A 24,263-nucleotide genomic window follows, 5' to 3' on the forward strand; every position below is an offset into this window, starting at 1 on the left:
CGTTCCCCGCAGAGCCAGATCTTAACGCGTGATGGCGTAAACTTCGCCGCCCTTCGCCTGAATCAGCAGCTTATCACCCGCCACGACCGGCTCAGTCTGGAAGCCATCGCTGTCCAGTTTCTGCTGCGCGACAAAGCGACCATCCAGCGTGTTGATCCAGTGCAGGTAGCCTTCGCTATCACCCACGACCAGATAACCGTTGAACAGCACAGGTGAAGTCAGATTACGGTGCAGCAAATCACTCTGACGCCAGATGGCCACGCCACCGTCAGCATTCAGCGCAATCACACGGTCGTCTTGATCGACCAGATAAATACGGCCCGCATCAATCACCATATCTTTCACGCCGCCGATTTCACGTTTCCACAAAATCTGGCCTGAGCGCAATTCCAGTGCCGTCAGGTTACCGTTGTACGCCAGCGCGTAAACGACACCATTGACCACAACTGGCGTAGTATCCACATCACTCAGACGATCAATTTCAGTGGCGCCGCTCGGCTGCGAAATACGCTGCTGCCAAATCAGCTGCCCTTGGTTCAGGATCACGGCACTGACACGACCGTTATCACCGCCGACAATTGCACCACCAAAGGCCACGGTTGGGGCAGATTCACCGCGCAGTGACAGCGCAGGCATGTCCAGGTTCACGCTCCATTTGATGGCGCCGCTGCTCTGATCCAAACCTTGCAACATACCGTTGCTGGTATGAATCAGCACCAGGCCGTCGCTGACCACCGGGCGCGATAAGGCTTCACCGGCGACTTTGGTCTGCCAGGCGATGCTGCCATCACTGTTGTTCAGCGCAAAGACCTGGCCGCGTTCGCTGCCGATATAGATGCGATCGCTGGTAGCGGTAATACCGCCAGAGAGCAGTGCAGAAATGTTTTTCGAGAAGAAGCCGGTTTTCTCAGAGAGATTAACTTTCCATTTCTCTTTACCGTTGCTGGCGTCCAGCGCTTTCACCACACCAAAGCGGTCAGCCGCATAGACGGTGCCATCCTGCCAGGCCGGATGCAAATTGGAATAGAAATCGCCAACGCCATCACCCACAGAGGTGCTCCAGGCAGTCTGTGGCGTAAACTGGTTTTCCACTTTCGGCAGCGGGGCCATTTTCACTACATCTTCTTCGCCGCTGAACAGCGAGCAACCGCTGAGGAGGGTGACTGAAATCAGCCCTGGCAGCAGGTATTTACGTAATTCCATGTGCGCTCTCTTGACTGGCTTAGCTTAAGTTATTCATCTTCATCTGCAGCATCTGCTTCAACGCAGGAGAGGCCTGCGATTCAGCGCCTTTGCTCCAGGCATCACGTGCGCCCTGCTTGTCGCCTTTGCTCAGCAGTGCTTCACCACGAATGTCCGCAATAATGGCTGTCCAGCCATCACCCTTAACATTGTTGAGGGTAGTCAGTGCAGCATCAGCCTGGTTTTGTTGCAGTTGAATGCGCGCCAGACGCAGGTTAATCACCGCCTGCAGGTTGGCATCTTTGGTGTCTTTCAGACCGCTTTGCAACAGCGTAATGGCTTTGTCTAGCTGATTGGCTTCGACGTACTGCTTCGCTAAATCCAGCGACGCCAGTGCACCGTAAGTGTTGTTGTTTTCACTGGCAAACGTCGCGACGGCTTCCAGCGTCTGAGGCTTGTCAGCCTGCATTGCCGTGGTCAGCTGTTGATACTGTGCCGATGCGGCTTTATCTGCACCATCCTGATGGCTGGTCCAGAAACGCCAGCCCCCCAGCGCAGCGATGCCGATGATCACACCCACAGCCAGTGCTTTACCGTTGTTGGCAAAGAACTGACGCAGTGCGTCAACTTGTTCGTTTTCGTTGCTGTAAACTTCCACGCAATCCCTCTCCTGTAAATGGCTGTCGCAGTGCTACGCTGACTGCAGCAGCGTGCGCAACGTTGCTGCGGCTTCGCTCTGGGCAATAGTTTGTTGATCGCCGGTTGCCAGATTTTTGACGACAACCTGACCGGTTTTCACTTCATCTTCACCCATTACCAGCGCAATGCGTGCGCCCCACTTGTCTGCACGGCCAAACTGCTTCTTGAAGTTACCGCCACCGAAGTTCGTCATGAGCTTCAGTGCCGGATCAGCATCACGCAGTTTTTCCGCCAGTTGCATCGCGGCAGACTGAACGCCCTGCCCCGAAGCGATAACATAGACATCAACAATGCGCGTCGGTTCAAAATCTGGATTAACCGCCTGAACCAGCAACACCAAACGCTCCAGGCCCATCGCGAAACCAACGGCTGGCGTGGCGCGTCCACCTAACTGTTCAACCAGGCCATCATAGCGGCCACCGGCACACACGGTACCTTGCGCGCCGAGGCTGCTGGTCACCCATTCGAAGACGGTACGGTTGTAATAGTCGAGACCACGCACCAGACGCTGATTCACGGTATAAGCAATGCCCGCATCGTCCAACAGGGCACACAGGCCGTCGAAGTGCGCACGAGAATCTTCGTCAAGGTATTCGTTCAGGGTTGGCGCGTCATTCAGCAGAACCTGCACGTCCGGGTTCTTGCTGTCCAGCACGCGCAGCGGGTTGCTGTACATGCGGCGTTTGCAATCTTCGTCCAGCTTCTCTTTATGCTGTTCGAGGAATGCCACCAGTGCATCACGATAGTTAGCGCGCGCTTCAAGTGAGCCGATGGAATTCAGTTCCAGACGCACGTGGTCAGCAATACCCAACGCTTTCCACCAACGTGCAGTCATCATAATCAGTTCGGCATCGACATCCGGTCCTTGCAGACCAAACACTTCAGCGCCAATCTGATGGAACTGGCGATAACGGCCTTTTTGCGGACGTTCGTAGCGGAACATCGGGCCGATGTACCACAAACGCTGTTCCTGGTTGTAGAGCAAGCCATGCTCGATACCGGCACGCACGCAGCCTGCGGTACCTTCTGGGCGCAGTGTCAGACTTTCACCGTTGCGGTCGTCAAAGGTATACATCTCTTTTTCAACCACATCGGTGACTTCACCGATTGCGCGTTTAAACAGCGGCGTTTGTTCCACAATCGGTAAGCGAATTTCGCTAAAACCGTAACTGGCCAGCACCTGCTTCAGGGTGCCCTCAATACGCTGCCAAATCGCGGTATCCGCCGGCAGGTAATCGTTCATCCCACGGATCGCTTGAATATTCTTCGCCACGTTAGAATCTCTTAATACAAAAAAACCTGTCCGGCATCATACCTTATGAGGATGAAACCGCACAGGTTCATTCACAAACTGGCGCGCGGCGAGCGCGCACCGTCCCTTATTTTTCCAGCTGCTGCACGTTAATGCGGCGGCTTTCATCCAGCATGCTGGCTTTGGCACGAATGCGTGCTTCCAGCTGATCAATCATGTTGTCGTTATCAAGACGGTCACGTTGACGCACGCCGTCTTCGTAGAAACCACTTTTGCGGCTACCGCCCGTCACGCCCATGGTTGAAACCGTTGCTTCGCCCGGACCGTTCACCACGCACCCGATGATGGAGATATCCATTGGCGTGATGATGTCTTCAAGACGTTCTTCCAGCGCATTCACGGTACCGATCACATCAAACTCCTGACGTGAGCAGGTTGGGCAGGCAATGAAGTTAATGCCACGAGAACGAATTCGCAGTGATTTCAGAATGTCATAACCGACTTTGACTTCTTCAACCGGATCGGCCGCCAGCGAGATACGCAGCGTATCGCCAATGCCTTCTGCCAGCAGCAAACCGAGGCCAATAGCCGATTTCACCGAGCCGGCACGCGCGCCGCCTGCTTCGGTGATACCGAGATGAAGTGGCTGATCGATGGCTTTCGCCAGCAGACGATAAGATTCAACGGCGAGGAAGACGTCAGAGGCTTTAACACTCACTTTGAATTGATCAAAATTGAGGCGATCGAGGTGATCGACGTGACGCATAGCGGATTCAAGCAGCGCCTGAGGCGTTGGCTCACCGTATTTTTCCTGCAGATCCTTCTCCAGTGAACCGGCGTTAACGCCAATACGGATAGGAATATTGTAGTGACGCGCGCAATCCACCACCTGGCGAATACGCTCGTTATTGCCGATGTTGCCCGGATTGATACGCAGGCAATCTACGCCGTATTCGGCGACTTTCAAGGCGATGCGATAGTCAAAATGAATGTCCGCCACCAGCGGCACATTGACCTGTTGCTTAATCAGTTTGAACGCTTCAGCCGCATCCATGGTAGGCACAGAAACACGGACGATATCGACACCGACTCGCTCAAGCTGGCGAATCTGGTTAACCGTGGCTTCCACATCCGTGGTACGGGTGTTGGTCATTGACTGAACGGCAATGGGCGCACCATCACCAACCGGCACCTTGCCGACGTAAATCCGTGTTGATTTGCGACGGATAATGGGTGCTTCGTTATGCATATTCTCTCTCCACAATTACCCGGAAAGCGCGCTGCGCGTTATTGCGCACCCAGCGTCAGACGGGCAACCTGGTTATTACGGATAAAACGACTTAAATCAACGGGCTGATTCTGATATTGCACATCAACCGCACCTGGAGCACCAATTTTCAGACGATACGGAGGCGTTCCAGACAGGCTGAGCTTACCGCCGCTGCGTTGCAGCCCGCTGAACAGCTTCTTACCTGTCGCGTCTGTGACTTCCAACCAGCAATCCGCTTTGAAATTCATGACGACAGCGTTTGGGTCGCCCGCTGGCTCGCTGACTGCTGCATTACCCGTCGGCATTTGACCCGCCGGAATGCTGTTGGCCGGAGCCGGTGAAGTGGCTGCTGGCGGTGCGTTGTCAACAGGCGCCTGGCTTGGCGAGACCACCGCGTTATCGCTAGTTGCTGCCGGAGAAGAGGTGTTCGCCACTGGAGCATTGCTGCTGGTGTTCGGCGTCGCAACGGCACCGGCACCATTGTCGACCGGTGTGCCTGCTGCATTGGTGTCTGTATCTGCAGCACTGTCAGTGCTGCTATCACCCAACGGAATTGACTGGCTGCTATCGTTGCTGCTGCCGTTCTGGTCCGCCATAGAGACCAGATCCGCCTGCGAGGCTTTATGGTTCTGCCACCACCAGGCACCTGTCAGGCCGATGACCACAAAGACCACCAGCCACGTGAAAATCATCAACCAGCCATCGCGCTTTTTACGGCGTTTGCCCAATGAGAAGCTCTGCATCGGCTCAATTTTAGCCGCGCGCACCGGTGCCTGTTTTGCCATCATCGGCAACAGGTCATCCTCCGGCACATGCACCAGACGAGCATAAGAACGGATATAACCTCGCAGGAAAGTTGAGGCTAAATCAGCTGGTGATTTGTCCTCTTCAATATCCCGCACGGTAGAAAGCTTCAGGCACAGGCGTTCAGCGACGTTTTGCTGGGTCAGTCCCATCTGCTCACGGGCCAGACGCAGGCGTTCACCTGTGGAATGTACTGCAGAATTCTCTTGAGTGGCTTCAGTATTCATTAGCAAAATAACGCTGGTACTGTATCGATTGTGGAAAACTTCGCGCCAACAGATCGCCATAACGTGTAACGTCAGCAGCGTTTCCCTGTTGCGCGGCGAAACGTATTTGTAACCACAGGCTGTCTGCCGTTGCGGGCAACCGCTGGTGGTACACTTCTAATAACAGCGGAACCGCCGTGCGATCCTGCTGCTCAAGACGCCTTTCCACTTCCGCAAGCAGATGACTCCCCTGCTCCGGTGCGGCATCCAGCGCGTGGCCTAGTGGTTCGCGCGCTGCGGCACTCTCTCCAGCCTGCAGGTAACAATAGCCCGAAAACAGAAATGCATCCTGCCGGGCATCAATTTCCTGCGCTGCGATCGCCAGCTTAAACTGTTGATGCGCTTCGTCATACTGCCTTAAACCGCAGAGAAACGCACCGTAATTGTTAGCGACATAGCCATTCGTTGGCGCTAACTGCTGAGCGCGTTGGTAGTGCCAATGTGTCTGCGCGCTATTCTGCTGCGCCTGTGCCAATCGCGCAAGCGCCAACGGCACGCGGTAGTCCTTGGGTGCGGCACGCTCTGCACGTAAGAGATTGCGTTGCGCCGCGCCATAATCTTTCACAGCCAGATAGTGTAATCCTAACTGCAGCCTGATGTCAGCGGCACGGGTGTTGGGGGATGGATTGACACAACCACTTACAACAAAGCCAGCCACAACCACCGCGAGTAATCCTTTACGCATTTTTGTCTCTCCTGCTCAAAATCGAGCAGAGAGACTGTCACGCCTCACGCCCGGTGAATATCACCAGGCGACGGGTTTCAGAGCGCCTTCACAGAGATGGTTTCACCGGCCATTTTCTTACGCAGTGTGCGCTTGGTACGGTCAATCACATCCCCTGCCAGCTGACCACAGGCGGCATCGATATCATCGCCGCGCGTCTTACGCACGATAGTGGTAAAACCGTAGTCCATCAGCACTTTGGAGAAGCGGTCAATACGGCTGTTTGAGCTGCGGCCGTAAGGTGCACCAGGGAAGGGATTCCATGGAATCAGGTTGATTTTGCACGGTGTCTCTTTCAACAAGGCCGCCAGTTCATGCGCATTGTCGGTGCTGTCATTGATGTGATCCAACATCACGTACTCAATGGTCACACGGCCCTGATTGGCGTTTGATTTGCCGATATAGCGCTTCACTGCGGCCAGGAAGGTTTCGATGTTGTACTTTTTGTTGATCGGCACAATTTCATCACGGATGGTGTCGTTCGGCGCGTGCAGTGAAATCGCCAGCGCAACGTCGATCATATCGCCCAACTTATCCAGCGCGGGAACCACACCTGAAGTCGAGAGCGTCACGCGGCGTTTTGACAGACCAAAACCGAAATCGTCCAGCATGATGTCCATCGCAGGGACCACGTTGTTCAGGTTGAGCAACGGCTCACCCATGCCCATCATCACCACGTTGGTGATCGGACGCTGGCCGGTGATCTTAGCCGCGCCGATGATTTTCGCCGCACGCCATACCTGACCAATAATTTCGGAGACGCGCAGGTTACGGTTAAAGCCCTGCTGCGCGGTCGAACAGAATTTGCACTCCAGCGCACAACCCACCTGCGAGGAGACGCACAGCGTTGCACGGTCGGCTTCCGGGATATACACGGTTTCCACCAGCTGATCGCCCACGCGGATCGCCCATTTGATGGTGCCATCGCTGGAACGCATCTCTTCCGCCACTTCCGGCGCACGAATTTCAGCGCGCTGCATCAGTTTGCCACGCAGCACTTTATTGATATCCGTCATCTGCTCGAAATCGTCGCAGCAGTAGTGGTACATCCACTTCATGACTTGATCAGCGCGGAACGGCTTTTCGCCCATTTCGAGGAAGAATTCACGCATCTGCTGACGGTTAAGATCCAGCAGGTTAATTTTTTCGTTTTTTGGGGAAACAACCACGGGGGAAGCGGACGACGGCGTCACAATCTGTTCGGACATAATGTTCTCTGGCCTCGTTGTTACACGTTACGGCTCTGGTTAAGAATAGGAAAAAAAAGGCGCCCTCGCTGAGGCTGGCTCAACAAGGGCGCATAATTGTACTACATCTGCTGCATGATGCCAGGGGGAACGACTTTACTTACGCGTAAAAGGTGTAAAGACGTTTATCCGCATCAGCTGCAACGCACTTAGCGAGTGCGTGGGCAGACTTCGTTCTCAGCGAAGAAGTAAGCGATTTCACGTGCAGCAGACTCAGCAGAGTCAGAACCGTGGGTCGCGTTCTCGGTGAAGCTGTCAGCGTAGTCAGCACGCAGAGTACCGGCCAGTGCGTTGTCTGGGTTGGTTGCACCCATCAGGTCACGATGACGCTGAACGGCATTTTCGCCTTCCAGAACAGAAACAACAACGGGACCAGAAGTCATGAACTCAACCAGACCATCGAAGAATGGACGGCCTTTGTGCTCAGCGTAAAAGCCTTCTGCCTGCTCTTTGGTCAGGTGCAGCATTTTCGCGCCAACGATTTTGAAGCCTGCGCTTTCAAAACGGTTGTAGATAACACCAATCACGTTCTTAGCGACAGCATTTGGTTTAACGATTGAGAAAGTACGTTCGATTGCCATGATGACCTCTAGTTAGCATCCTGAAGAAACCGGGAACTCGCTCCCGGTAAGAAAACGCGCCGATTATAGGGACATCATCAGGCGTTGCCTATTGCCGATTGGTGGAATTATCGAAAATAATTGATTTTTGTCGGGGCGAACACGCGCAAAATCTGGCATAGCGTGGATTCAGCCGCGAATAAATGAGACGGATGCCAGTTGCCCCGCTTCATCCATCACCACCAGTTGATACGGGCCCGGCTCACTCAACACCAGTACGGCACTGTTCTTCTCCGCTTCCTGCTCAACGGGTTGTCCATTCAAAAACCACCAGCGCTGCTCCCCTTTTCCGCCCTGCACCGCCACCGGCAACATCAATACCACTTTGCCCGGCAGCGGCTGCACGCGCTGACCGTTAATGACGCCCGTGATCACCATTGGCGGCGCATTGCCTTGGTTTAACGGCGGGCAGCGCGGATCAATCGGCGGCAAGCGCTGTTCGCGGCGCTCTGCTAAGGGTAACCAGGGCTCAAGCGGTAAGGGCCACATCAGCCGCTCATGGCTTTGCGCATCCGGGCAGTCTGCCGCCACACGTAAGCCTTGGCTATTCAGCCAGTATTGCTGGCGTAAACCGTTAACGCTCTCCTGACCGGGTGCCAATAGCGTGGGCGGCACCGTTTGATTCAGCACCCAACTTTGGCGACGCTGGCGGCAGTTGTCGTCCCCCATCGGTAAAGGCTGACCTCCTGGCCAGCAAATGCTCATGGCGCTGACCGAGTCCGGGCGCGGGTCACGCGGTGCACCGCGCACCGACATATGCCCCGCCAGCAGATTGTTGACCTGATTCATTACCGGCACTGCTGAGGCAAAACCAAATTGCCCGGCAACGGGTGTGGCGTCGGGTCTGCCGACCCATACACCAATCAGATAACGTGGCGTGATGCCAATGGTCCATGCATCCCGATAGCCATAGCTGGTGCCGGTTTTCCATGCCAGTGGTGCGAGATCCGGCACTGCGCCAGAGGGTAACGCTTCACCTGCCAGTATGCGCCGAATAATCCAGGCTGCTCCGGGTGACAGCAAAGGGCGATCCAGCAGAGGCTGGTCAGGTAACCAACGCAGTTGCGCCGCATTACCCTGGCGGGCAAAGGCGCTGTACGCCGCGACAATATCATCCAGTCTTGCGCCCGTGCCGCCCAGGATCAATGACAGGTTGGGCTCGGCGCCAGCCGGGAATCGCAGGTTCAAGCCCACATTGCGTAAGCGCGCCGCCACCGTTTTCGGGCCGAGGGCGTCCAGTAGCTGCACCGCAGGCAGATTCAGCGAACGTTCCAGCGCTTCACTGGCACTGACCGGGCCATGAAAACCGGCATCAAAATTGCCCGGACGATAATCGCCAAAGCGGCGCGGCACATCCTGTAACAGTGATTCACCGTGGATCAGCCCTTCATCCAGCGCCATACCATAAACAAAAGGCTTTAGCACCGAACCGGGCGAGCGCACGCTGGAGATCATATCGACATGGCCAAAGCGGCTGTCGTCATTGAAAGACACCGAACCCACATAGCCACGCACCTTCATATTGCTGTGATCAACTACCAGCAGTGCCAGCGAGGTGCGCGGTGGCAACTGAGTTTTAAGCGAAGTGGCCAGACTCTCCAGCTCACGCTGCAGCGACACATCAATCGTGGAGGTAATTTTATTGTCGGGTGAGAGCGACAGCAGACGACGCGCCAACAGCGGGGCCATTTGCGGCGTCTGACGCGGCGGCAACCAGACGGATTCCTGTTTGATATCAGCGACATCTTGCGCCGACCACACCCGATACTCAGCGAGCCGATCCAGGACTTTGTTGCGGGCGGCTTCCGCACGTTGCGGCCAGCGGTCTGGACGCAGACGGCTCGGCGCCTGCGGAAGTACCGCGAGTAACGCCGCCTCACCTTTAGTGAGTTGTGACGGTGGCTTACCCAGCCACATCCAGCTTGCCGCTCCGACACCTTCAACGGTACCGCCAAAAGGGGCGCGATTGAGATACAGCGTCAGAATGTCGCGCTTCGACAGGTGCCACTCCAGTTGCAGTGCGCGCCACGCCTGAACCACTTTGCCACGCAGCGTGCGGGGTTGAGGATCGATCAGTCGCGCGACTTGCATTGTGAGTGTACTGCCGCCCGAGACAATGCTGTGATGCAGCACGTTTTGCCCGATGGCACGCACAACCGCCATCGGGTTGATGCCCGGATGATGCCAGAACCAGCGATCTTCGTAGGTCAGGAGTGCCTGGATATAATCAGGCGAGACCTCTTCCAGCGTGACGGGATAACGCCAGACCCCGTGTTGGTCCGCAAAACGCCACAGCGGTGTGCCATCTTCGGCCACCACGACACGCGCGGGCTGCACCTCTCGCAGCGGCAGCGGATCGAGCCGATCCAGCAACCACAAGCCCGCTAACAGCAACAGTAAAAAAAGCGGCAGCCAGCGCCACCGCTTTAGTCGCTTTACCTTGTTCATCAATGCTTAGCGCACGTTCAGTTTTTCTGGCGTACTGCCAATCGCACGCCATTCAGGCACATACATGGATTCCACCTGCGGTGGCGGAAGAAGATAGCTACCCGGCGTCACCGCACGTGCAAGATACAGCAACGTGCCTGGCGTGTAGCCATCCAGCGCCAGCGCCGCGACAAAACGATCGTCGCGGAACTCAATGTGTTTGATGTTGGCCTGCTGCATATCCATCATGCTCTCTTTCAGCGCATCAGCACTGTCGCCAAGACTGGCGCTGCTGTCGCTGAGATTCTGGTTTTCCAGCTCCAGCCCCGCGGGCAACAGATCCACCACCAGTGCATCGCTGACACGTTCGCTGGCCGCCACCTTCAGTCGGACCACCAGCAGTTCACCACTCTTCAGATTGGTAAGATCGGCCGGTTTCCCCTCCAGCGTGAAGTATTCACGGGTGATGTTGAGGACGTTGCTCATTGGCGACGGTGCCGTACGCGGATAACCCACCACATTCAGCGTGCCGAAGAGCGGTGACGCATTGTCGCTTTTCACCGACAGCCCTTGTCGCAGCTGCGCTTCGTCGATCCCCATGTTGATCGCCTGATTGCTGCTCAACGGTTCGCTTCTTCCTTGTAGCGAGGCTTGCCACTGCTCACCTTTGTGCTGCTGTAAGGTGCGCGCGGCAAGGAACAGGGCGTTATTTTCCTGCGTGGAGAACCAGCGCTGGCCGTGCACCGCTTTTGCCAGGTCAATCAGTAATGGCCCCTGCATATCTGGCAGCAATTGATTTTCCGTTAGCAGCGATAGCATCAGTGCACGATCGCGCACCGGGCTACCATAGTCGCCTAGCCAGCTATTCGGTTTACGCTCCAATCCGATTCCTTGCGCCAGTGCCAGCTGCGCGCGCTGTGGATCGCCCATCAGTTTCAACGCCACGCCCAGTTGCACCAGTGCCAGACCCGATTTTGCCTGTTCACGCTTGTCATACAAGGCACGCAGTGCCCCGAGTGGTGCCTGTTGCTGGCGTGCCAATACCAAGCCGGCATAGGCTTGCACACTGAAACGCAGGCCATCGGCATCGCTGCTCCAGCTGGTTTCAATCTGTGACGGGTCCTGCAAGTAGCGCAGCAGACGCTCATCTGCACGGCTGATGACGCCTTCTGGCACGCTGTAACCCGCCTCACTGGCGCGCAGCAGGAAGTCGGTGACGTAAGCGGTCAGCCAGAACTCTTCAGCGCTCTCTTTGCTCCACAAGCCAAAGCTGCCGTTGCCACGTTGCATGCCAGCAAGACGCGCAATACCGGTAGCAATCGACGCGCGGCGCGCCTCGTCTGTGCTGGTTTTGATGCCTAAGGCATCCAGTTGCGCCTTGTTGGTGAATACCGACGGCCAAATCCCGCTGGCCGTCTGCTCCAGGCAGCCGTAAGGATAAGCGTAAAGTTGGCTGATGAAGCTGGCGATATTTAGTGGCGGTCGATTGCTCAGGGACAATTGCCCGGTCAAGGTGTCTTTTTGCAGGCCATTAAACGCGCTGGCGACAACCTGCCAACTCTGGCCGGTTTGCATCACATTATCGAAACTCAGGGTTTGTGCTGGATAGGCCGGGCGCACGCCGATGGTCCATTGACGCTCACTCGGTGCCAAGGTTTCCCCCGGCAGGCTCATGCCCGAAACCTTGACCTGCACCGCACCTTCGCCAAAGGCCCCCTGCGCTTTCACGGGAATCTGCAAGGTGGTGCGCGCCCCTTTCGCCAGTTGCACCGAAGAGGGCACATTACCGGTCAACGCAATCAACCCCTTCGCCGTCACATCAACCTTCAATGTTTGAGGCTGATCGGTGAGGTTGGTGAGATCCAGCGCCAGCGTCGATTGGTCACCGCTGGCCATAAAGCGCGGTGTCGCCAACTCGCTGATCAGGGGTGCAGCCACCACCAATTTACGATCCGCCGAGCCAAAGCTGTCGTCACTCCACACCTGCGCCATCAGGCGTAACTCACCATTAAAGGCAGGGATCGGCAGTTCAAGTGTGCCCTCTCCATTAGCGTCCAGCGTCACCGGTTGCAGCTGCTGCGCGATAATTTGCACGTCCGTCACAGGTTTCTTGCCGCCACGAGACAGCGCATCAGCATCGTCACCATCACCGCCAAAACGCAGCGCGGCCAGCTTGCCCCCGCCTTCAATCAGTTGGCCATAAACATCGTATTGATCGGCGTTGTAGCGCTTGCGACCAAAGAACGCCTGCCACGGATTCGGCGTTTTATAATCCGTGATGTTCAACACGCCACTGTCCACCGCAGACAGCAATACCTGAACCTGCTTGGGTAACTTGCCACCTTCTCGGCTGGCTTTGACCTTCACTTTTATCGTCTGCTCAGGGCGGATTTTATCCGGCGCATCCAATACCAGGTTAAGGCGACGCGCTTCCGTAGCCATCGGCAAATGCAGCAGACCCACCGCCCGTTTTGGCGTGGTGCCACTGGCTTTATCACCGTCTCTCACGACGATCGCGCTGAGATAAAGATCGTGACGCTTCCAGCTTTCACTAATAGGGACATCAATGGTCGCGCCACCCGCAGGCACATCCAGCGGTTGCCACCACAGCGTGCCGCTGCTTGATTCCACCATCAGATAACCTTTACCCGCCGCAGGAGATTCGACCTGCACGTGCGCAGTGTCACCCGGTTGATAGGCGCTTTTATCGATTTTCAGTTTGACCTGATCGGGACGTAACGCCCCCGTGCCGTCGGTATTGTCCTGCCACCAGTAGCCCGCATTAAAGCGCACGCTGCTGATAATATTGTCACCCGCATGCACTTCCAGCCGGTAGGTGCCCCACTCCACCGGGAAGCTCACTTTCTGGCTGCCACCCGCTGCGATAGTGATGCGCTGCTCGTCTTCCTGCAGGTCTTTTTGATCGTAACGCGACTGCCAGCCTTCACTGTCGGAGAAGCTCCAGAAATAGTCACGACGCTCATGGATCAGGCGCACATCCAGATCCTGCGCGGCCAGTTTCTCCCCCTGAGGGTTGGCATAAACCACATCGAATTCCGCCAGACTGTTTTCTGGCACCGTCGGTTCATCGCGGTAACGATCGGTGCGATAGTCGTAAACTGATTCGCTGTTAAACAACGGGCGAATACCCGGCAGTGCGGGTGCGGGCCAGATGGCTTGAGTTGCGCGGCGTGTCACCGGGCGACCACCGGTTTCCAGCAGGCTGGCTTGCAAAATCAAATTTAATGGTGAGTGACTCTCCGCCCAGTTGCTCTCCACGTTGAGCTGCAGCTTGCCGCTTTCATCCAGCTTCTCGTCGACATCGTCCAGGCTGCGCTTTAACTCTTCGGTAATGTCACCAAACTGGTAGCCAGGTAGTGCCGTCACCGCTTCACGCGCCGGGCGCAGGAATAGTTGTCCCTGCAGTTCGTTGCCCGCTGCAGGCGCGCCGTAGAGATAACGCCCTTCAACCGCAAAAGTCACCGTCGCATCAGGTGCCAGCGGCTGTTCACTGTTGCTCAGCGCCAACGCCATCCGCTCTGGCAGAAAATCTTCCACATGGAATGACCAGTTCCGTGGCTGGTTATCCCCACTGTTAATACGCAGCGTCCACTCTCCGGTCATAGCCGAAGCAGGCAACGAAAAACGCTGCTGATAGACACCGTTTTCCGGCTGCCACACAAAGGTTTGTGTGACTTCACCATTCGGCTGCACGACCTCAGCTTTCACAGGTTGCGGTGGCAGCGGCTTGCCATCCGCATCACGCAGTAAGGCGTTAACAATGACGGTTTCGCCGGGGCGATAGAGATCGCGCGGACCAAAGATAAAGAACTGTTTGTCGTAACCTTGTGGGCCGTCGATCGGGAATTCGGCCAGATCCAAGGCGGGGCGATTAAGATCGATTAGCGAGGTTTGTCCTTTCAGCGTCGCCAGCAGCAGCTTGCCTTTGGCATTGGCGGGTAAACGAAGATGGCCCTGACTGTCACTGATGCCACTTGCCAGTTGCTGACCTTTTTCATCCAGCAGTTGCACATTGACGTCATCCAGCGGTGCGCCACTCGCCAGACTTTGCGTAAAGAGTTCCAGTTGATCCGGGAAGCTGTGCAGCGATAAGCCAATGTCGCTGAGGGTGAACAGGGTCGCGGGTTGCGTGTAGTTATAAGTGCCCGCCTGCTTCATCACCGCCAGATACACGCCGGGTTGTTTGAGGGCATCAACGTCACCCAGCGGCAGCTGCATTTTTTCACGGGTGTTACGTGCTGGATTGAGGTCAAAACGACCGCTGTAGATTAAATCGGCATTTTTCAGCAGGTCGCGGGATTCCCAGTACGAAAGATTGTTGCCGTAATTCCACTGGGCGAGGAAATCGGCCAATGGGGCACTTTTTACCCGGAAGAAGTCGACATCAATGTTATTCACATTCAGCGCCAGCACCGGTAAACCCTGTGTCAGGCGCAGCGGCAGTAATGAACCACGGCTGGCGAAACCGACCATCGGCTGGATATCACGCGTGGTGAGTGTCTGGTTAAAAGTGCTGGATAAGCTGCTGCCATCGGCGGCCTTGAGGCCGGCATCAACGGTGACTGTCAATTTGCGCGACGGCTCAGGATGGCGGAAGCGTAAGGTTTTGCCATTTTGCGCCAGCTCCCAGCCGCCATCGACTTTACCGCTTTTCTCATCGCTGAGGTGGATGAGCGCATTGATATCCTGCTTGCTGTCGAGCGCAGTGTTGAAGGTCAACACCAGTGCTGCCGCACCATCCAGTTGCAGTTCTGAAAGGTCGATAACCGCGAGTGTTTTTGCCGCGTTTTGCACCGCAGGCGTATCCGCCGCTTGTGCAGGCAGCAATGTGCTGCCCAGAAGTGAACCGCCGATCAGCACGCTGAGCAGCAGTCGATTAATACGTATTGTCATGGTAAGTCCCTCACCAGCCCCAAAAGGTTAAAAAGTGTTTGCTGCGCAATTTCACATCAACCTACTCACTTTAGCAATGATACCCTTGAGATAGCGTTCACATTCCCGGACACTGGGCCTTTCTGCTTTCCGATGATTAAGAAGAGGTTGTTGCGATGACAGCTCCCCTGTTTGTATCTGCCGATTGGTTAAAAGAGCATTACACCGAGGAAACGTTGCAGGTTTTGGATGCGCGCATGTTGCCGCCTGGTCAGGAAGCGGTGCGAGATATCGAGGCAGAATATCTGGCTGGACATTTGCCGGATGCGCCTTACTTCAATATCGAAGCTTTATCCGATCACACCAGCGCTTATCCACATATGATGCCGCGCCCCGAAGCCTTTGCAGTCGCGATGCGCGAGCTGGGCGTCAACCAGGATAAACATCTGGTGATCTACGATGAGGGCAACCTGTTCTCTGCGCCACGTGCCTGGTGGATGCTGCGCGCCTTTGGCTGCGTGAACGTCTCCATACTGGCGGGAGGATTACAGGGTTGGAAAGCTGCCGGGTTTGACGTCGCGACAGGGCCAGTCAGCTTGCCGGAAGGCGAGTTTGAAGCCAAATATGACAGCGCGCAGGTGAAGCGCCTGACGGATGTGCTGCTAATCAGCCATGAAGGTGGTGCACAGATCGTCGATGCCCGTGCCGCTAACCGGTTTAACGCTGAAGTGGATGAGCCCCGTCCCGGCCTACTGCGCGGACACATTCCCAACAGCCTGAACATGCCGTGGAATAATCTGGTAGTGAACGGTGCGCTGAAACCCGCTGCTGAGCTGCGCGATCTGTTCGAGAAAGCGGGAATCAAGCTGGATCAGCCGATTGTCGCCAGCTGTGGTTCTGGCGTGACGGCGGTAGTGGTGATTCTGGCGTTGACCGCTTTGGGTGTGCGAGATGTGACGCTGTATGACGGCTCCTGGGGAGAATGGGGCAGCCGCGACGATTTACCGATCGAGAAATAAGAGATTGCAATGCAGGGTAGCGGCGCGATTTAACGCGCGTATCTGAAGCCGCACGATGGCTGACCGATGCGCAATAAATTGCGCCGCTACAACGGGTATTTTAAATAATGCGCTGGCTGCCTTTGAAATCACGCAGGAAGCTGCCCCAGCGGCGTTCGTAGAACGGTGTGATGTGAGCAGTAAAGAAATGGCTCACGCCCTTCTCATCGCTTACCACTTCGCAGATATCGATGGGGGCATCATCTGCCAGCGTGTCGGTGGCGACACTGCCTGCGGCCTGAATAATCTCATCAATATTGCTGTCCGCTTCAATGCCAATCAGCAGGTTCGGTTCTTCCGTGGCGCTTTCGCGAATGCTGGCAATATAAGCTCGACGCACCTGCTTGTACTTGGCAAACAGCTGCGTCAGCGAATCAATCATCTGCGCCGGTGGCTCAGCGACTTCCGACAATAACAGCGCATGGCCACCTTCCAGAACGGTTTGCTGGCTGAGCGCACTGCCCTCTTCACCGATAAGATGCGCAATCTCGCCTGGCGAAAACTCTTTGCCCGCCGGCAACTTCGGATTGAGGAACAAGCTCTCTCCCAGCGTCATCTCGAACAGGGTTCGCGCCGGTAAACGCAGGTATGGCTGTTCTTCTTTGATCGCCTCGCCCATCGCCTCTTCAGAAGTGAAGAACGGGATCACGCTTCCACCGCCCTCTTTTTCCCAGTGCAGTAATTCCACGGGCGAGGTGGCATCAAATTGTTCAGCAGGACTTTCACCCGGCACCCAGACGTCAGATTCCAGTAGTAGTTGAAAAAATTCCGGACGGTGCGCGGGCTCAGTGGCGGCCAGCTTCAGCACCTCTTCAAGACGATTACTCATTTATCCAGTTCCAAAAAACGGCAAGCTCAGGCAGAAGTCTGTGACTTAAGCGCTTTTTGGTCGCCATAAATGGCGACCCTACAGCAGCGCATGATGCGCAGCGGCTTTATTTCAGCAACAGGTTGGCGACAGTACGCACGCCCAGGCCGGTTGCGCCAGCAGACCACTGTTCGACAGCACTTTTGCGATAGGTCGCAGAGCAGTCAATGTGCAGCCAGCCTTGCTGATATTTTCTGACGAAATACGAAAGGAAAGCGGCCGCACTGCTGGCACCGGCGGCATGCGCCGGGCTGGCGATGTTATTCAGATCGGCGAAGTTTGATGGCAGATGGCTACGATGGAACTCGGCCAGCGGTAAACGCCAGAAGGCTTCGTTTTCACCGGTTGCGCTCCCCATCAGTGATTCAGCCAGCACGTCGTCAAAGGTAAACAGCGCGTGATAATCGTTACCCAGCGCGGTTTTCGCTGCACCGGTCAGGGTGGCGGCATCAATCAGCAACTCGGGATTCTGCTCGCTGGCGTCAATCAAGCCGTCAGCCAATACCAGGCGGCCTTCGGCATCGGTATTCATCACTTCAACGGTTTTACCGTTGCGATAACGAATAATGTCGCCAAGACGGAACGCGTTACCGCTCACCATGTTGTCTGCACAGCACAGATACAACTTCACGCGTTTCGTCAGGCCGCGTGAAATCGCCAACGCCAGTGCGCCAGTCAGCGTTGCAGCCCCGCCCATATCGGACTTCATCGAGTCCATAAAGGCGCTCTGCTTCAGGCTGTAGCCACCGGTATCGAAGGTGATGCCTTTACCGACCAGGCAGGCATAAACCGGCGCATTCTCGTCACCAGTTGGGTTAAAGTCCAGCGCTAACAATACCGGTGGGCGGGTTGAACCGCGGCCTACGGTGTGAATACCGGCATAACCTTGCTCGCGCAGATCTTCACCTTTGGTGATGCGATAGCTGACAGCCTCGGCACCCACTTCCGTGATCAGATCAATAGCACCGTGTGCCAGTTGCTCTGGGCTCAGATCTTCCGCTGGCAGGTTGATGGTGTTGCGAACCCAATCAATGATCTTCAGACGACGATCGAATTCTGCCTGATCGTGTTCATTCAGTTCTGGCCACTCAACCTGGCGCTGGCCTTTAGGGCTGCGATAGCCTTGCCAAAATGCCCAGCACTTCTCTAAATCCCAGCCTTCACCGCTCAGTGCAACATGGCGGATACCTTGACCGTCCAGCTTACGCCCCGCGCGCTGGATGCTCATCAGCGCATCCGCGCCAGTCAGATGTACGGTCATGCCACTTTCAGTACTGCTCAGCAACGCTTTTTCACCCCAGCGCGCATCGGCGGCCTGGGAGCTGAGCGTAATTGTCATCGGTTGTGTTGTCATCGCGTGGCTCCGTTGCGTTAGGTGTCACCTTGCGCCAGAACCGGCGCAAGGGGTGCATGAATTAGCGGGACGTTGCAGGGGTTAACGTCTGCAAACGACTGACCGCTTTTTTAACCAGTTCAATAGCATAATCAATCTCTTCCTCTGTGGTGAAACGGCCCAGAGAGAAGCGCAGTGAACTGTGAGCCAGCTCCTGTTCAACGCCCATGGCGCGTAGCACATAAGAGGGTTCGAGGCTGGCTGAGGTACAGGCGGAACCGGATGAGAGCGCCAAATCTTTCAACGCCATAATCAGCGATTCGCCATCAACGTGGGCAAAACTGAGGTTCAGAATATTCGGCGCACCCTGCTCCAGCGAGCCGTTAACCTTTACATTATCTAACTGACTGATACCGTGCCAGAGACGCTGACGCAATGTCGCAAGACGCGCCATCTCGCTGCCCATCTCCTCACGCGCAATGCGGTAAGCCTCGCCCATCCCCACGATTTGATGCACCGGTAACGTCCCTGAACGCATCCCTCGCTCGTGTCCACCGCCGTGCATTTGCGCATCAATCTGCAATTTAGGCTTGCGACGCACCCACAGCGCACCAATGCCTTTTGGGCCATAAATTTTATGCGCGGAGAACGACATCAGATCGACCGGCAGTGTACTGACGTCAATCGGCAGCTTGCCTACACTTTGGGTGGCGTCAACGTGGAACAGAATGTCACGCGCCCGGCACAGTGCGCCAAAGGCTGCGATGTCCTGAATTACCCCGGTTTCATTGTTCACATGCATCAGTGAAACCAGCACGGTATCGTCACGCAGCGCGGCTTCCAGCATCGCAGGCGTGACAATGCCGTCGCTACCCGGCTGGAGCCAGGTGACGTCAAAACCTTCACGTTCCAGCTGTTGGCAGCTATCCAGCACGGCTTTGTGCTCTGTTTGGCTGGTAATGATGTGCTTGCCGCGTGCCTGATGGAACTGCGCTGCACCTTTAATCGCAAGGTTGTCAGCTTCAGTGGCACCAGAGGTAAAAACGATTTCACGCGGATCGGCGTTAACCAGCTCAGCAATCTGATTGCGTGCCACATCAACGGCTTCTTCAGCCTGCCAGCCAAAACGGTGAGAACGGGAAGCGGGGTTACCGAAGGTGCCATCCAAAGTGAGGAACTGCATCATTTTGGTGGCGACACGCGGATCCGCAGGCGTGGTCGCTGCGTAATCCAGGTAGATCGGTAATTTCATTGCGCTATAACTCCGGATATAAAATCATACGTCTTTATAGCACGATTCGACCCGTCATGCTTTACGCCGCAAGTGCGTTGACTGCGCGCTCTCACCCCAGTCACTTACTGATGTAAGCTCCTGGGGATTCGTTCACTTGCCGCCTTCTTGCAACGTAAATCATTTAGGGTCGGGATCGAGAACTATAGCGTTGAAATTGAGAGTTTAAGAGTGGGCGTCGAAAACGTTGAGGGGATCAATCCGCCATGCTTTGGCTGAAGACAAAGCATGGCGATTTATGGCTAAGAGCGGATTAAGCGCGCAGATTAACGTTGATGGTTTCTTGCATGCGGTGCTGCTGGAAGCGACGGTTGTCGGTCATGTTCTGACGGTCTGCTACGTCCAGGATCTCCTGGTTGTTGACCAGTTCTGCCAGAGTGATGTTGTTGAGGAATTCGCTGATGCGCTCGCTCAGATCACGCCACAGAACGTGGGTCAGGCAACGCTCGCCGCCCTGGCAACCTTCTTTGCCCTGGCATTTGGTCGCATCAACAGATTCGTCAACCGCGGTAATCACTGCACCCACGGCGATAGCGCCCGCATCTTTACCTAACAGATAACCGCCGCCTGGGCCACGAACGCTGGCTACCAGGCCGTGCTTACGTAGACGCGAGAATAACTGCTCCAGATAGGAGAGCGAAATGCCCTGACGCTCAGAAATATCTGCCAGTGGCACCGGGCCCTCATTGGAGTGCAGTGCAACGTCCAGCATAGCGGTTACGGCATAACGTCCTTTGGATGTCAGTCTCATAGCATACAACCTCGTAAGCGTCCGTCCGGGTATCGGCGGGCTATCTAATGAATTGACGCCAGTCTGCCATTCCTGAGTAAAACGGTCAACTATTTAACCAAGTAATTTACTCAACTATTTAACCAACTGTTTTACTCAACTATTACCCTTATCACCTTTAGGCTTTTGGAAGGATGCCAGCATGCCGCGCAGGATATTTAATTCATCACGCTCCGGGCGCGCGCGGGTATAGAGACGACGCAGTTTGCTCATCACCTGGCTCGGCGTACCTTCGCGAATAAAGCCACTGTCCAGCATCATCTTTTCAATGTGCTGATAGAAACGCTCCAGATCGTCCACTAAAGGATAGGGAGACTCCTCTTCTTGTGGCTTCGGGTTGGCTTTTTCCTGTGCTTCCAGCCAGGCCATACGCACTTCATAGGCAATAATCTGCACGGCCATCGCCAGGTTGAGCGAGCTGTATTCTGGGTTGGCCTGAATGGCTACGTGATAATGGCACTTCTGCAATTCGTCGTTGGTCAGGCCAACGCGCTCGCGACCAAACACCAATGCAACGGGTGCCTGCTGGCCCTCTTCAACACTTTTGATGCCGCATTCACGTGAATCCAGCATCGGCCACGGCAGTGAACGTGAACGCGCACTGGTGCCCACCACTAAGCTACAACCGGCAATCGCCTCGTCCAGCGTATCAACGATCTTCGCGTCGCCGATCACATCACTGGCGCCAGCAGCAAGCGAGATGGCCTGTGAATCCGGTTTAACCAGCGGGTTGACCAGATACAGATTGGATAAGCCCATGGTTTTCATAGCGCGGGCAACAGAGCCCATGTTGCCGGTGTGCGAGGTTTCAACCAGTACGATTCGGATATTTTGCAGCATAATAGTCAGTGATGAGAAAATGATGGCGCGTAGCCTAGCATAAAAGCAGGACATTTGCTGAACACCCTGATATACTCCGCGCCGTTTTCACCCGTTCTTTAACATCCAGCGAGAGATACCGATGCATCCGATGCTCAACATCGCCGTGCGCGCAGCGCGCAAGGCCGGAAATTTAATTGCCAAGAATTATGAAACCCCGGACGCGGTTGAAGCTAGCCAGAAAGGCAGCAACGACTTCGTTACCAATGTTGACCGTGACGCAGAACGTCTGATTATCGAAGTCATTCGTAAATCGTACCCGCAACACTCCATCGTCACCGAAGAAAGCGGTGAACTGGCGGGCGATGATCAAGATATTCAATGGGTAATCGATCCGCTGGATGGCACCACCAACTTCATCAAACGTTTACCACACTTCTCTGTTTCTATCGCTGTGCGCATTAAAGGCCGCACCGAAGTTGCCGTGGTTTACGATCCAATGCGCAACGAACTGTTCACCGCCGTACGCGGTCAGGGCGCACAGCTGAATGGCTACCGTCTCCGTGGCAGCACAGCACGCGATCTGGATGGCACCATCCTCGCCACCGGCTTCCCGTTCAAACTGAAGCAACACGCCACGCCATACATCAATATCGTGGGCAAACTGTTTACTCAGTGTGCTGACTTCCGTCGTACCGGTTCTGCTGCGCTGGATCTGGCCTACGTGGCGGCTGGTCGCGTGGACGGTTTCTTTGAGATCGGCCTGAAGCCTTGGGATTTCGCTGCGGGCGAACTGCTGGTGCGTGAAGCGGGCGGCCTGGTGACTGACTTCACCGGCAACCACGGCTATATGATGTCCGGTAACATCGTTGCCGGTAACCCTCGCGTTGTTAAAGCCATGCTGGCGACCATGCGTGAAGAACTGAGCGAAGCGCTGAAGCGCTAAGCAAAAAAAGGCGGATATCCTATCCGCCTTTTTTTACGCCCTTAGAACGGGCGCAAGCCGCTACTCATCATCGGTTGCGCGCTTTGCCACAGAAAAGCTCCCGCCAGAACCAATAATGCCCCTCCAGCCAATGCCAACGCCGGCATCACGATTTTTGCCATGCGTGTACTGCTGTTCGCTGCCCCCAATCGTTCTGCCAGTCGACGCGATCGCTGAACCAGCAGCCCCATAGCGGATACTGTCACCGCAGTTCCGACCGCCATCGCTACCGCCGAGGCCACACCCCAGGCGTAGACACCAATTACCTTTGCAAACAGCAGCATCATGATGGCTCCAGAACAGGGGCGCATCCCCATGGAAAACACCACCAGCGCCTGCGTTTTTTTACTGACTGCCTGATCCATCTGTTCAGCACTGGGCAAGTGCGCATGGCCACATCCACAGTTTTCATCATGCTGATGATGCGGCCGAAGGGCGTGAATCTGCATTTTTGGCCGCACGGGACGTAACACCTGATAAAGCGAACGCAGGGCTCGCCATCCCACCCACACGCCTAGCGCCATCACTAACAGATAGCTCCCCTTCTCCAGCCAATAGCTGCCGAGGTGCATCTGCCGTGATGAGGTTTGCAGTACCACCAGCATCACCGTCACCAACCCAATCGCCACGCCACCTTGTAATAGCGCAGCCAACAGCGTCAGTTTCATACTGGTTTTTAGCTTTGCAGGATGGGTGGCCAGAAAGGTGCTGATCACCACTTTGCCGTGGCCAGGCCCAAGCGCATGCAAGACGCCATACGCCAGGCTGAACAGCATCAGCGTTGCGCCCGCCTGCTGAGGCTGCTGTGAAACCTGTTGCAGTAGCTGCGTCATTTCGCGATTGAGAATTTTTTGCCACATCACGCTTTGCAGCAGAATTTGCGGCCAGTGCTGCCACAAGGTAAAACCCGCCGCCAACATGATTAACGCTAACAACCACAGCGGCCAAAGGCGACGTGTACGGGCAGGGAGAGAAATCAATGACATGTCAGGGTTACCGTTTGTGCAAATTGCTGGCCCAGATCCATGTCTTCAGGCGGCGCATCGGCTTTGTCCAGTGACAGCGCATATTGTTTCAGCGAGTCGTCAGGTTTCGGGGTGTGCAAATCAATCTGGCAATGCGCTTTCACGCTGTCGTCCATGGTTAATGCCTGTGGGTTGTCGTAATACATATCGACAAAGTAACTCGGGTCAAACGTCTGGATGCGGTACTGCCTGTCAGTGAGTAACTGCGGCTCACCAAACGGCACAATAAACTCCAGCACCGCTTTGTTGCCATTACGCGACAAGTTGTACTCCTTGGGTAAATTCAGGAATTTCACGCGCGTTTTGTCCTGCCACACTTCAGAAAAGTAGTGCTGCCCCAACACATTCGCCATCACCTGTGCCGCCAGCTTTTTCCACACAACATCCCCGGGTTTCGCCTTGCCCGCGTCATAGAGCAAATCGGCTGAGGTAATCTCGTCCATGGTCCACACCATCTTCATGCCGGTCAGATGATTGTTGTCACTGACAAACTCGGTTTTCATATCGATAAAGCTGTGCGGATGTGACCAGGCCGCGGCGCTAAACAGCAGCGTAATGGGAATGAGTAAAATTTTCATGTGTTATAAAGTAACAATTCTCAAGTGAAGATTATAGTGGTCCAGAAAAACTGTGACCCGCTTTAAAGCTCTGAGCAAAAGTCACGACAAAGTGCAGGGTTACCGCGTGGAGTTAGCTATTCTTAGCTAAAA

General features: G+C 55.4%; 19 protein-coding genes. 2 read left to right on the forward strand and 17 right to left on the reverse strand.

What is annotated here, in order from left to right; genetic code table 11:
• Positions 1-21 precede the first annotated feature (21 nt).
• The 10 genes from bamB to QMZ30_RS04835 all read right to left on the reverse strand — a co-directional run bounded on the left by bamB (position 22) and on the right by QMZ30_RS04835 (position 15,405).
• Positions 22-1,203: an outer membrane protein assembly factor BamB gene (gene bamB / locus QMZ30_RS04790; protein WP_058968025.1), complete on the reverse strand. Its 1,182-nt coding sequence runs from the start codon at positions 1,201-1,203 to the stop codon at positions 22-24.
• Between the two features lie 19 nt (positions 1,204-1,222).
• A complete protein-coding gene (locus tag QMZ30_RS04795; RefSeq protein ID WP_039329843.1) occupies positions 1,223-1,840 on the reverse strand; it encodes a YfgM family protein in 618 nt (205 codons plus the stop codon).
• Between the two features lie 33 nt (positions 1,841-1,873).
• A complete protein-coding gene (gene hisS, locus QMZ30_RS04800) occupies positions 1,874-3,154 on the reverse strand; it encodes a histidine--tRNA ligase (RefSeq protein ID WP_283226569.1) in 1,281 nt (426 codons plus the stop codon).
• A gap of 106 nt (positions 3,155-3,260) precedes the next feature.
• The gene (gene ispG, locus QMZ30_RS04805) at positions 3,261-4,382 is read right to left on the reverse strand and encodes a flavodoxin-dependent (E)-4-hydroxy-3-methylbut-2-enyl-diphosphate synthase (protein ID WP_039329846.1); all 1,122 of its coding nucleotides are present in this window, start codon (positions 4,380-4,382) and stop codon (positions 3,261-3,263) included.
• A 38-nt stretch (positions 4,383-4,420) separates the two neighbouring features.
• On the reverse strand, positions 4,421-5,434 hold the full coding sequence (gene rodZ / locus QMZ30_RS04810; protein WP_039329847.1) for a cytoskeleton protein RodZ: 1,014 nt from the start codon (positions 5,432-5,434) through the stop codon (positions 4,421-4,423).
• Positions 5,424-6,158, reverse strand: a complete 735-nt coding sequence (gene pilW, locus QMZ30_RS04815; protein WP_283226570.1) for a type IV pilus biogenesis/stability protein PilW — start codon at positions 6,156-6,158, stop codon at positions 5,424-5,426. Before pilW ends, rodZ begins: the two co-directional genes overlap by 11 nt.
• Positions 6,159-6,235: 77 nt before the next feature.
• Positions 6,236-7,405: a dual-specificity RNA methyltransferase RlmN gene (gene rlmN / locus QMZ30_RS04820; RefSeq protein WP_039329851.1), complete on the reverse strand. Its 1,170-nt coding sequence runs from the start codon at positions 7,403-7,405 to the stop codon at positions 6,236-6,238.
• A 188-nt stretch (positions 7,406-7,593) separates the two neighbouring features.
• Positions 7,594-8,025: a nucleoside-diphosphate kinase gene (gene ndk, locus QMZ30_RS04825; protein ID WP_283226571.1), complete on the reverse strand. Its 432-nt coding sequence runs from the start codon at positions 8,023-8,025 to the stop codon at positions 7,594-7,596.
• Between the two features lie 168 nt (positions 8,026-8,193).
• Positions 8,194-10,512: a peptidoglycan glycosyltransferase PbpC gene (pbpC, locus tag QMZ30_RS04830; RefSeq protein ID WP_283226572.1), complete on the reverse strand. Its 2,319-nt coding sequence runs from the start codon at positions 10,510-10,512 to the stop codon at positions 8,194-8,196.
• Between the two features lie 6 nt (positions 10,513-10,518).
• On the reverse strand, positions 10,519-15,405 hold the full coding sequence (locus QMZ30_RS04835; RefSeq protein ID WP_283226573.1) for an alpha-2-macroglobulin family protein: 4,887 nt from the start codon (positions 15,403-15,405) through the stop codon (positions 10,519-10,521).
• A gap of 155 nt (positions 15,406-15,560) precedes the next feature.
• Between QMZ30_RS04835 and sseA the strand changes: the two genes are divergently transcribed.
• Positions 15,561-16,403 (forward strand): 3-mercaptopyruvate sulfurtransferase, encoded by an 843-nt coding sequence (gene sseA, locus QMZ30_RS04840; RefSeq protein ID WP_283226574.1) that lies wholly within the window; start codon positions 15,561-15,563, stop codon positions 16,401-16,403.
• A gap of 100 nt (positions 16,404-16,503) precedes the next feature.
• Here sseA and sseB read toward each other — a convergent pair whose 3' ends face one another.
• The 5 genes from sseB to trmJ form a co-directional block, all read right to left on the reverse strand.
• On the reverse strand, positions 16,504-17,271 hold the full coding sequence (gene sseB, locus QMZ30_RS04845; protein ID WP_039329860.1) for an enhanced serine sensitivity protein SseB: 768 nt from the start codon (positions 17,269-17,271) through the stop codon (positions 16,504-16,506).
• Between the two features lie 106 nt (positions 17,272-17,377).
• Positions 17,378-18,664 carry an aminopeptidase PepB gene (gene pepB, locus QMZ30_RS04850; RefSeq protein WP_283226575.1) on the reverse strand — a complete coding sequence of 429 codons (1,287 nt, stop codon included), beginning with the start codon at positions 18,662-18,664 and terminating at the stop codon, positions 17,378-17,380.
• A gap of 61 nt (positions 18,665-18,725) precedes the next feature.
• Positions 18,726-19,895 (reverse strand): IscS subfamily cysteine desulfurase, encoded by a 1,170-nt coding sequence (locus QMZ30_RS04855; protein ID WP_283226576.1) that lies wholly within the window; start codon positions 19,893-19,895, stop codon positions 18,726-18,728.
• Positions 19,896-20,187: 292 nt separating this feature from the next.
• Positions 20,188-20,685: a Fe-S cluster assembly transcriptional regulator IscR gene (iscR, locus tag QMZ30_RS04860; RefSeq protein WP_038645393.1), complete on the reverse strand. Its 498-nt coding sequence runs from the start codon at positions 20,683-20,685 to the stop codon at positions 20,188-20,190.
• Between the two features lie 135 nt (positions 20,686-20,820).
• Positions 20,821-21,564 carry a tRNA (cytosine(32)/uridine(32)-2'-O)-methyltransferase TrmJ gene (gene trmJ, locus QMZ30_RS04865; RefSeq protein ID WP_058968033.1) on the reverse strand — a complete coding sequence of 248 codons (744 nt, stop codon included), beginning with the start codon at positions 21,562-21,564 and terminating at the stop codon, positions 20,821-20,823.
• 121 nt (positions 21,565-21,685) lie between these two features.
• On the opposite strand from trmJ, the gene suhB reads away from it, so the two are divergent.
• A complete protein-coding gene (suhB, locus tag QMZ30_RS04870; RefSeq protein ID WP_039329879.1) occupies positions 21,686-22,489 on the forward strand; it encodes an inositol-1-monophosphatase in 804 nt (267 codons plus the stop codon).
• Between the two features lie 41 nt (positions 22,490-22,530).
• Here the strand turns inward: suhB and QMZ30_RS04875 are convergent, their stop codons facing one another.
• Together QMZ30_RS04875 and QMZ30_RS04880 are read right to left on the reverse strand one after the other, a co-directional pair.
• Positions 22,531-23,514, reverse strand: coding sequence for a nickel/cobalt transporter (locus QMZ30_RS04875; protein ID WP_283226577.1), 984 nt, complete (start codon positions 23,512-23,514; stop codon positions 22,531-22,533).
• Positions 23,505-24,131, reverse strand: coding sequence for a DUF1007 family protein (locus tag QMZ30_RS04880; RefSeq protein WP_058968035.1), 627 nt, complete (start codon positions 24,129-24,131; stop codon positions 23,505-23,507). The genes QMZ30_RS04875 and QMZ30_RS04880 overlap by 10 nt, the downstream gene beginning before the upstream one ends.
• Between the last annotated feature and the right edge of the window lie 132 nt (positions 24,132-24,263).

The sequence above is a fragment of the Pantoea sp. EA-12 genome, from assembly GCF_030053355.1.
Lineage (GTDB): Bacteria > Pseudomonadota > Gammaproteobacteria > Enterobacterales > Enterobacteriaceae > Pantoea > Pantoea vagans_C.

What these genes read in the sequence shown, in the direction of transcription:
- pilW (WP_283226570.1), bottom strand. Translation starts at nt 6,158, where the DNA reads ATGCGTAAAGGATTACTCGCGGTGGTTGTGGCTGGCTTTGTTGTAAGT.
- ndk (WP_283226571.1), bottom strand. Translation starts at nt 8,025, where the DNA reads ATGGCAATCGAACGTACTTTCTCAATCGTTAAACCAAATGCTGTCGCT.
- rodZ (WP_039329847.1), bottom strand. Translation starts at nt 5,434, where the DNA reads ATGAATACTGAAGCCACTCAAGAGAATTCTGCAGTACATTCCACAGGT.
- pbpC (WP_283226572.1), bottom strand. Translation starts at nt 10,512, where the DNA reads ATGAACAAGGTAAAGCGACTAAAGCGGTGGCGCTGGCTGCCGCTTTTT.
- ispG (WP_039329846.1), bottom strand. Translation starts at nt 4,382, where the DNA reads ATGCATAACGAAGCACCCATTATCCGTCGCAAATCAACACGGATTTAC.
- pepB (WP_283226575.1), bottom strand. Translation starts at nt 18,664, where the DNA reads ATGACAACACAACCGATGACAATTACGCTCAGCTCCCAGGCCGCCGAT.
- trmJ (WP_058968033.1), bottom strand. Translation starts at nt 21,564, where the DNA reads ATGCTGCAAAATATCCGAATCGTACTGGTTGAAACCTCGCACACCGGC.
- iscR (WP_038645393.1), bottom strand. Translation starts at nt 20,685, where the DNA reads ATGAGACTGACATCCAAAGGACGTTATGCCGTAACCGCTATGCTGGAC.
- sseB (WP_039329860.1), bottom strand. Translation starts at nt 17,271, where the DNA reads ATGAGTAATCGTCTTGAAGAGGTGCTGAAGCTGGCCGCCACTGAGCCC.
- QMZ30_RS04835 (WP_283226573.1), bottom strand. Translation starts at nt 15,405, where the DNA reads ATGACAATACGTATTAATCGACTGCTGCTCAGCGTGCTGATCGGCGGT.
- QMZ30_RS04880 (WP_058968035.1), bottom strand. Translation starts at nt 24,131, where the DNA reads ATGAAAATTTTACTCATTCCCATTACGCTGCTGTTTAGCGCCGCGGCC.
- QMZ30_RS04875 (WP_283226577.1), bottom strand. Translation starts at nt 23,514, where the DNA reads ATGTCATTGATTTCTCTCCCTGCCCGTACACGTCGCCTTTGGCCGCTG.
- rlmN (WP_039329851.1), bottom strand. Translation starts at nt 7,405, where the DNA reads ATGTCCGAACAGATTGTGACGCCGTCGTCCGCTTCCCCCGTGGTTGTT.
- suhB (WP_039329879.1), top strand. Translation starts at nt 21,686, where the DNA reads ATGCATCCGATGCTCAACATCGCCGTGCGCGCAGCGCGCAAGGCCGGA.
- bamB (WP_058968025.1), bottom strand. Translation starts at nt 1,203, where the DNA reads ATGGAATTACGTAAATACCTGCTGCCAGGGCTGATTTCAGTCACCCTC.
- QMZ30_RS04855 (WP_283226576.1), bottom strand. Translation starts at nt 19,895, where the DNA reads ATGAAATTACCGATCTACCTGGATTACGCAGCGACCACGCCTGCGGAT.
- sseA (WP_283226574.1), top strand. Translation starts at nt 15,561, where the DNA reads ATGACAGCTCCCCTGTTTGTATCTGCCGATTGGTTAAAAGAGCATTAC.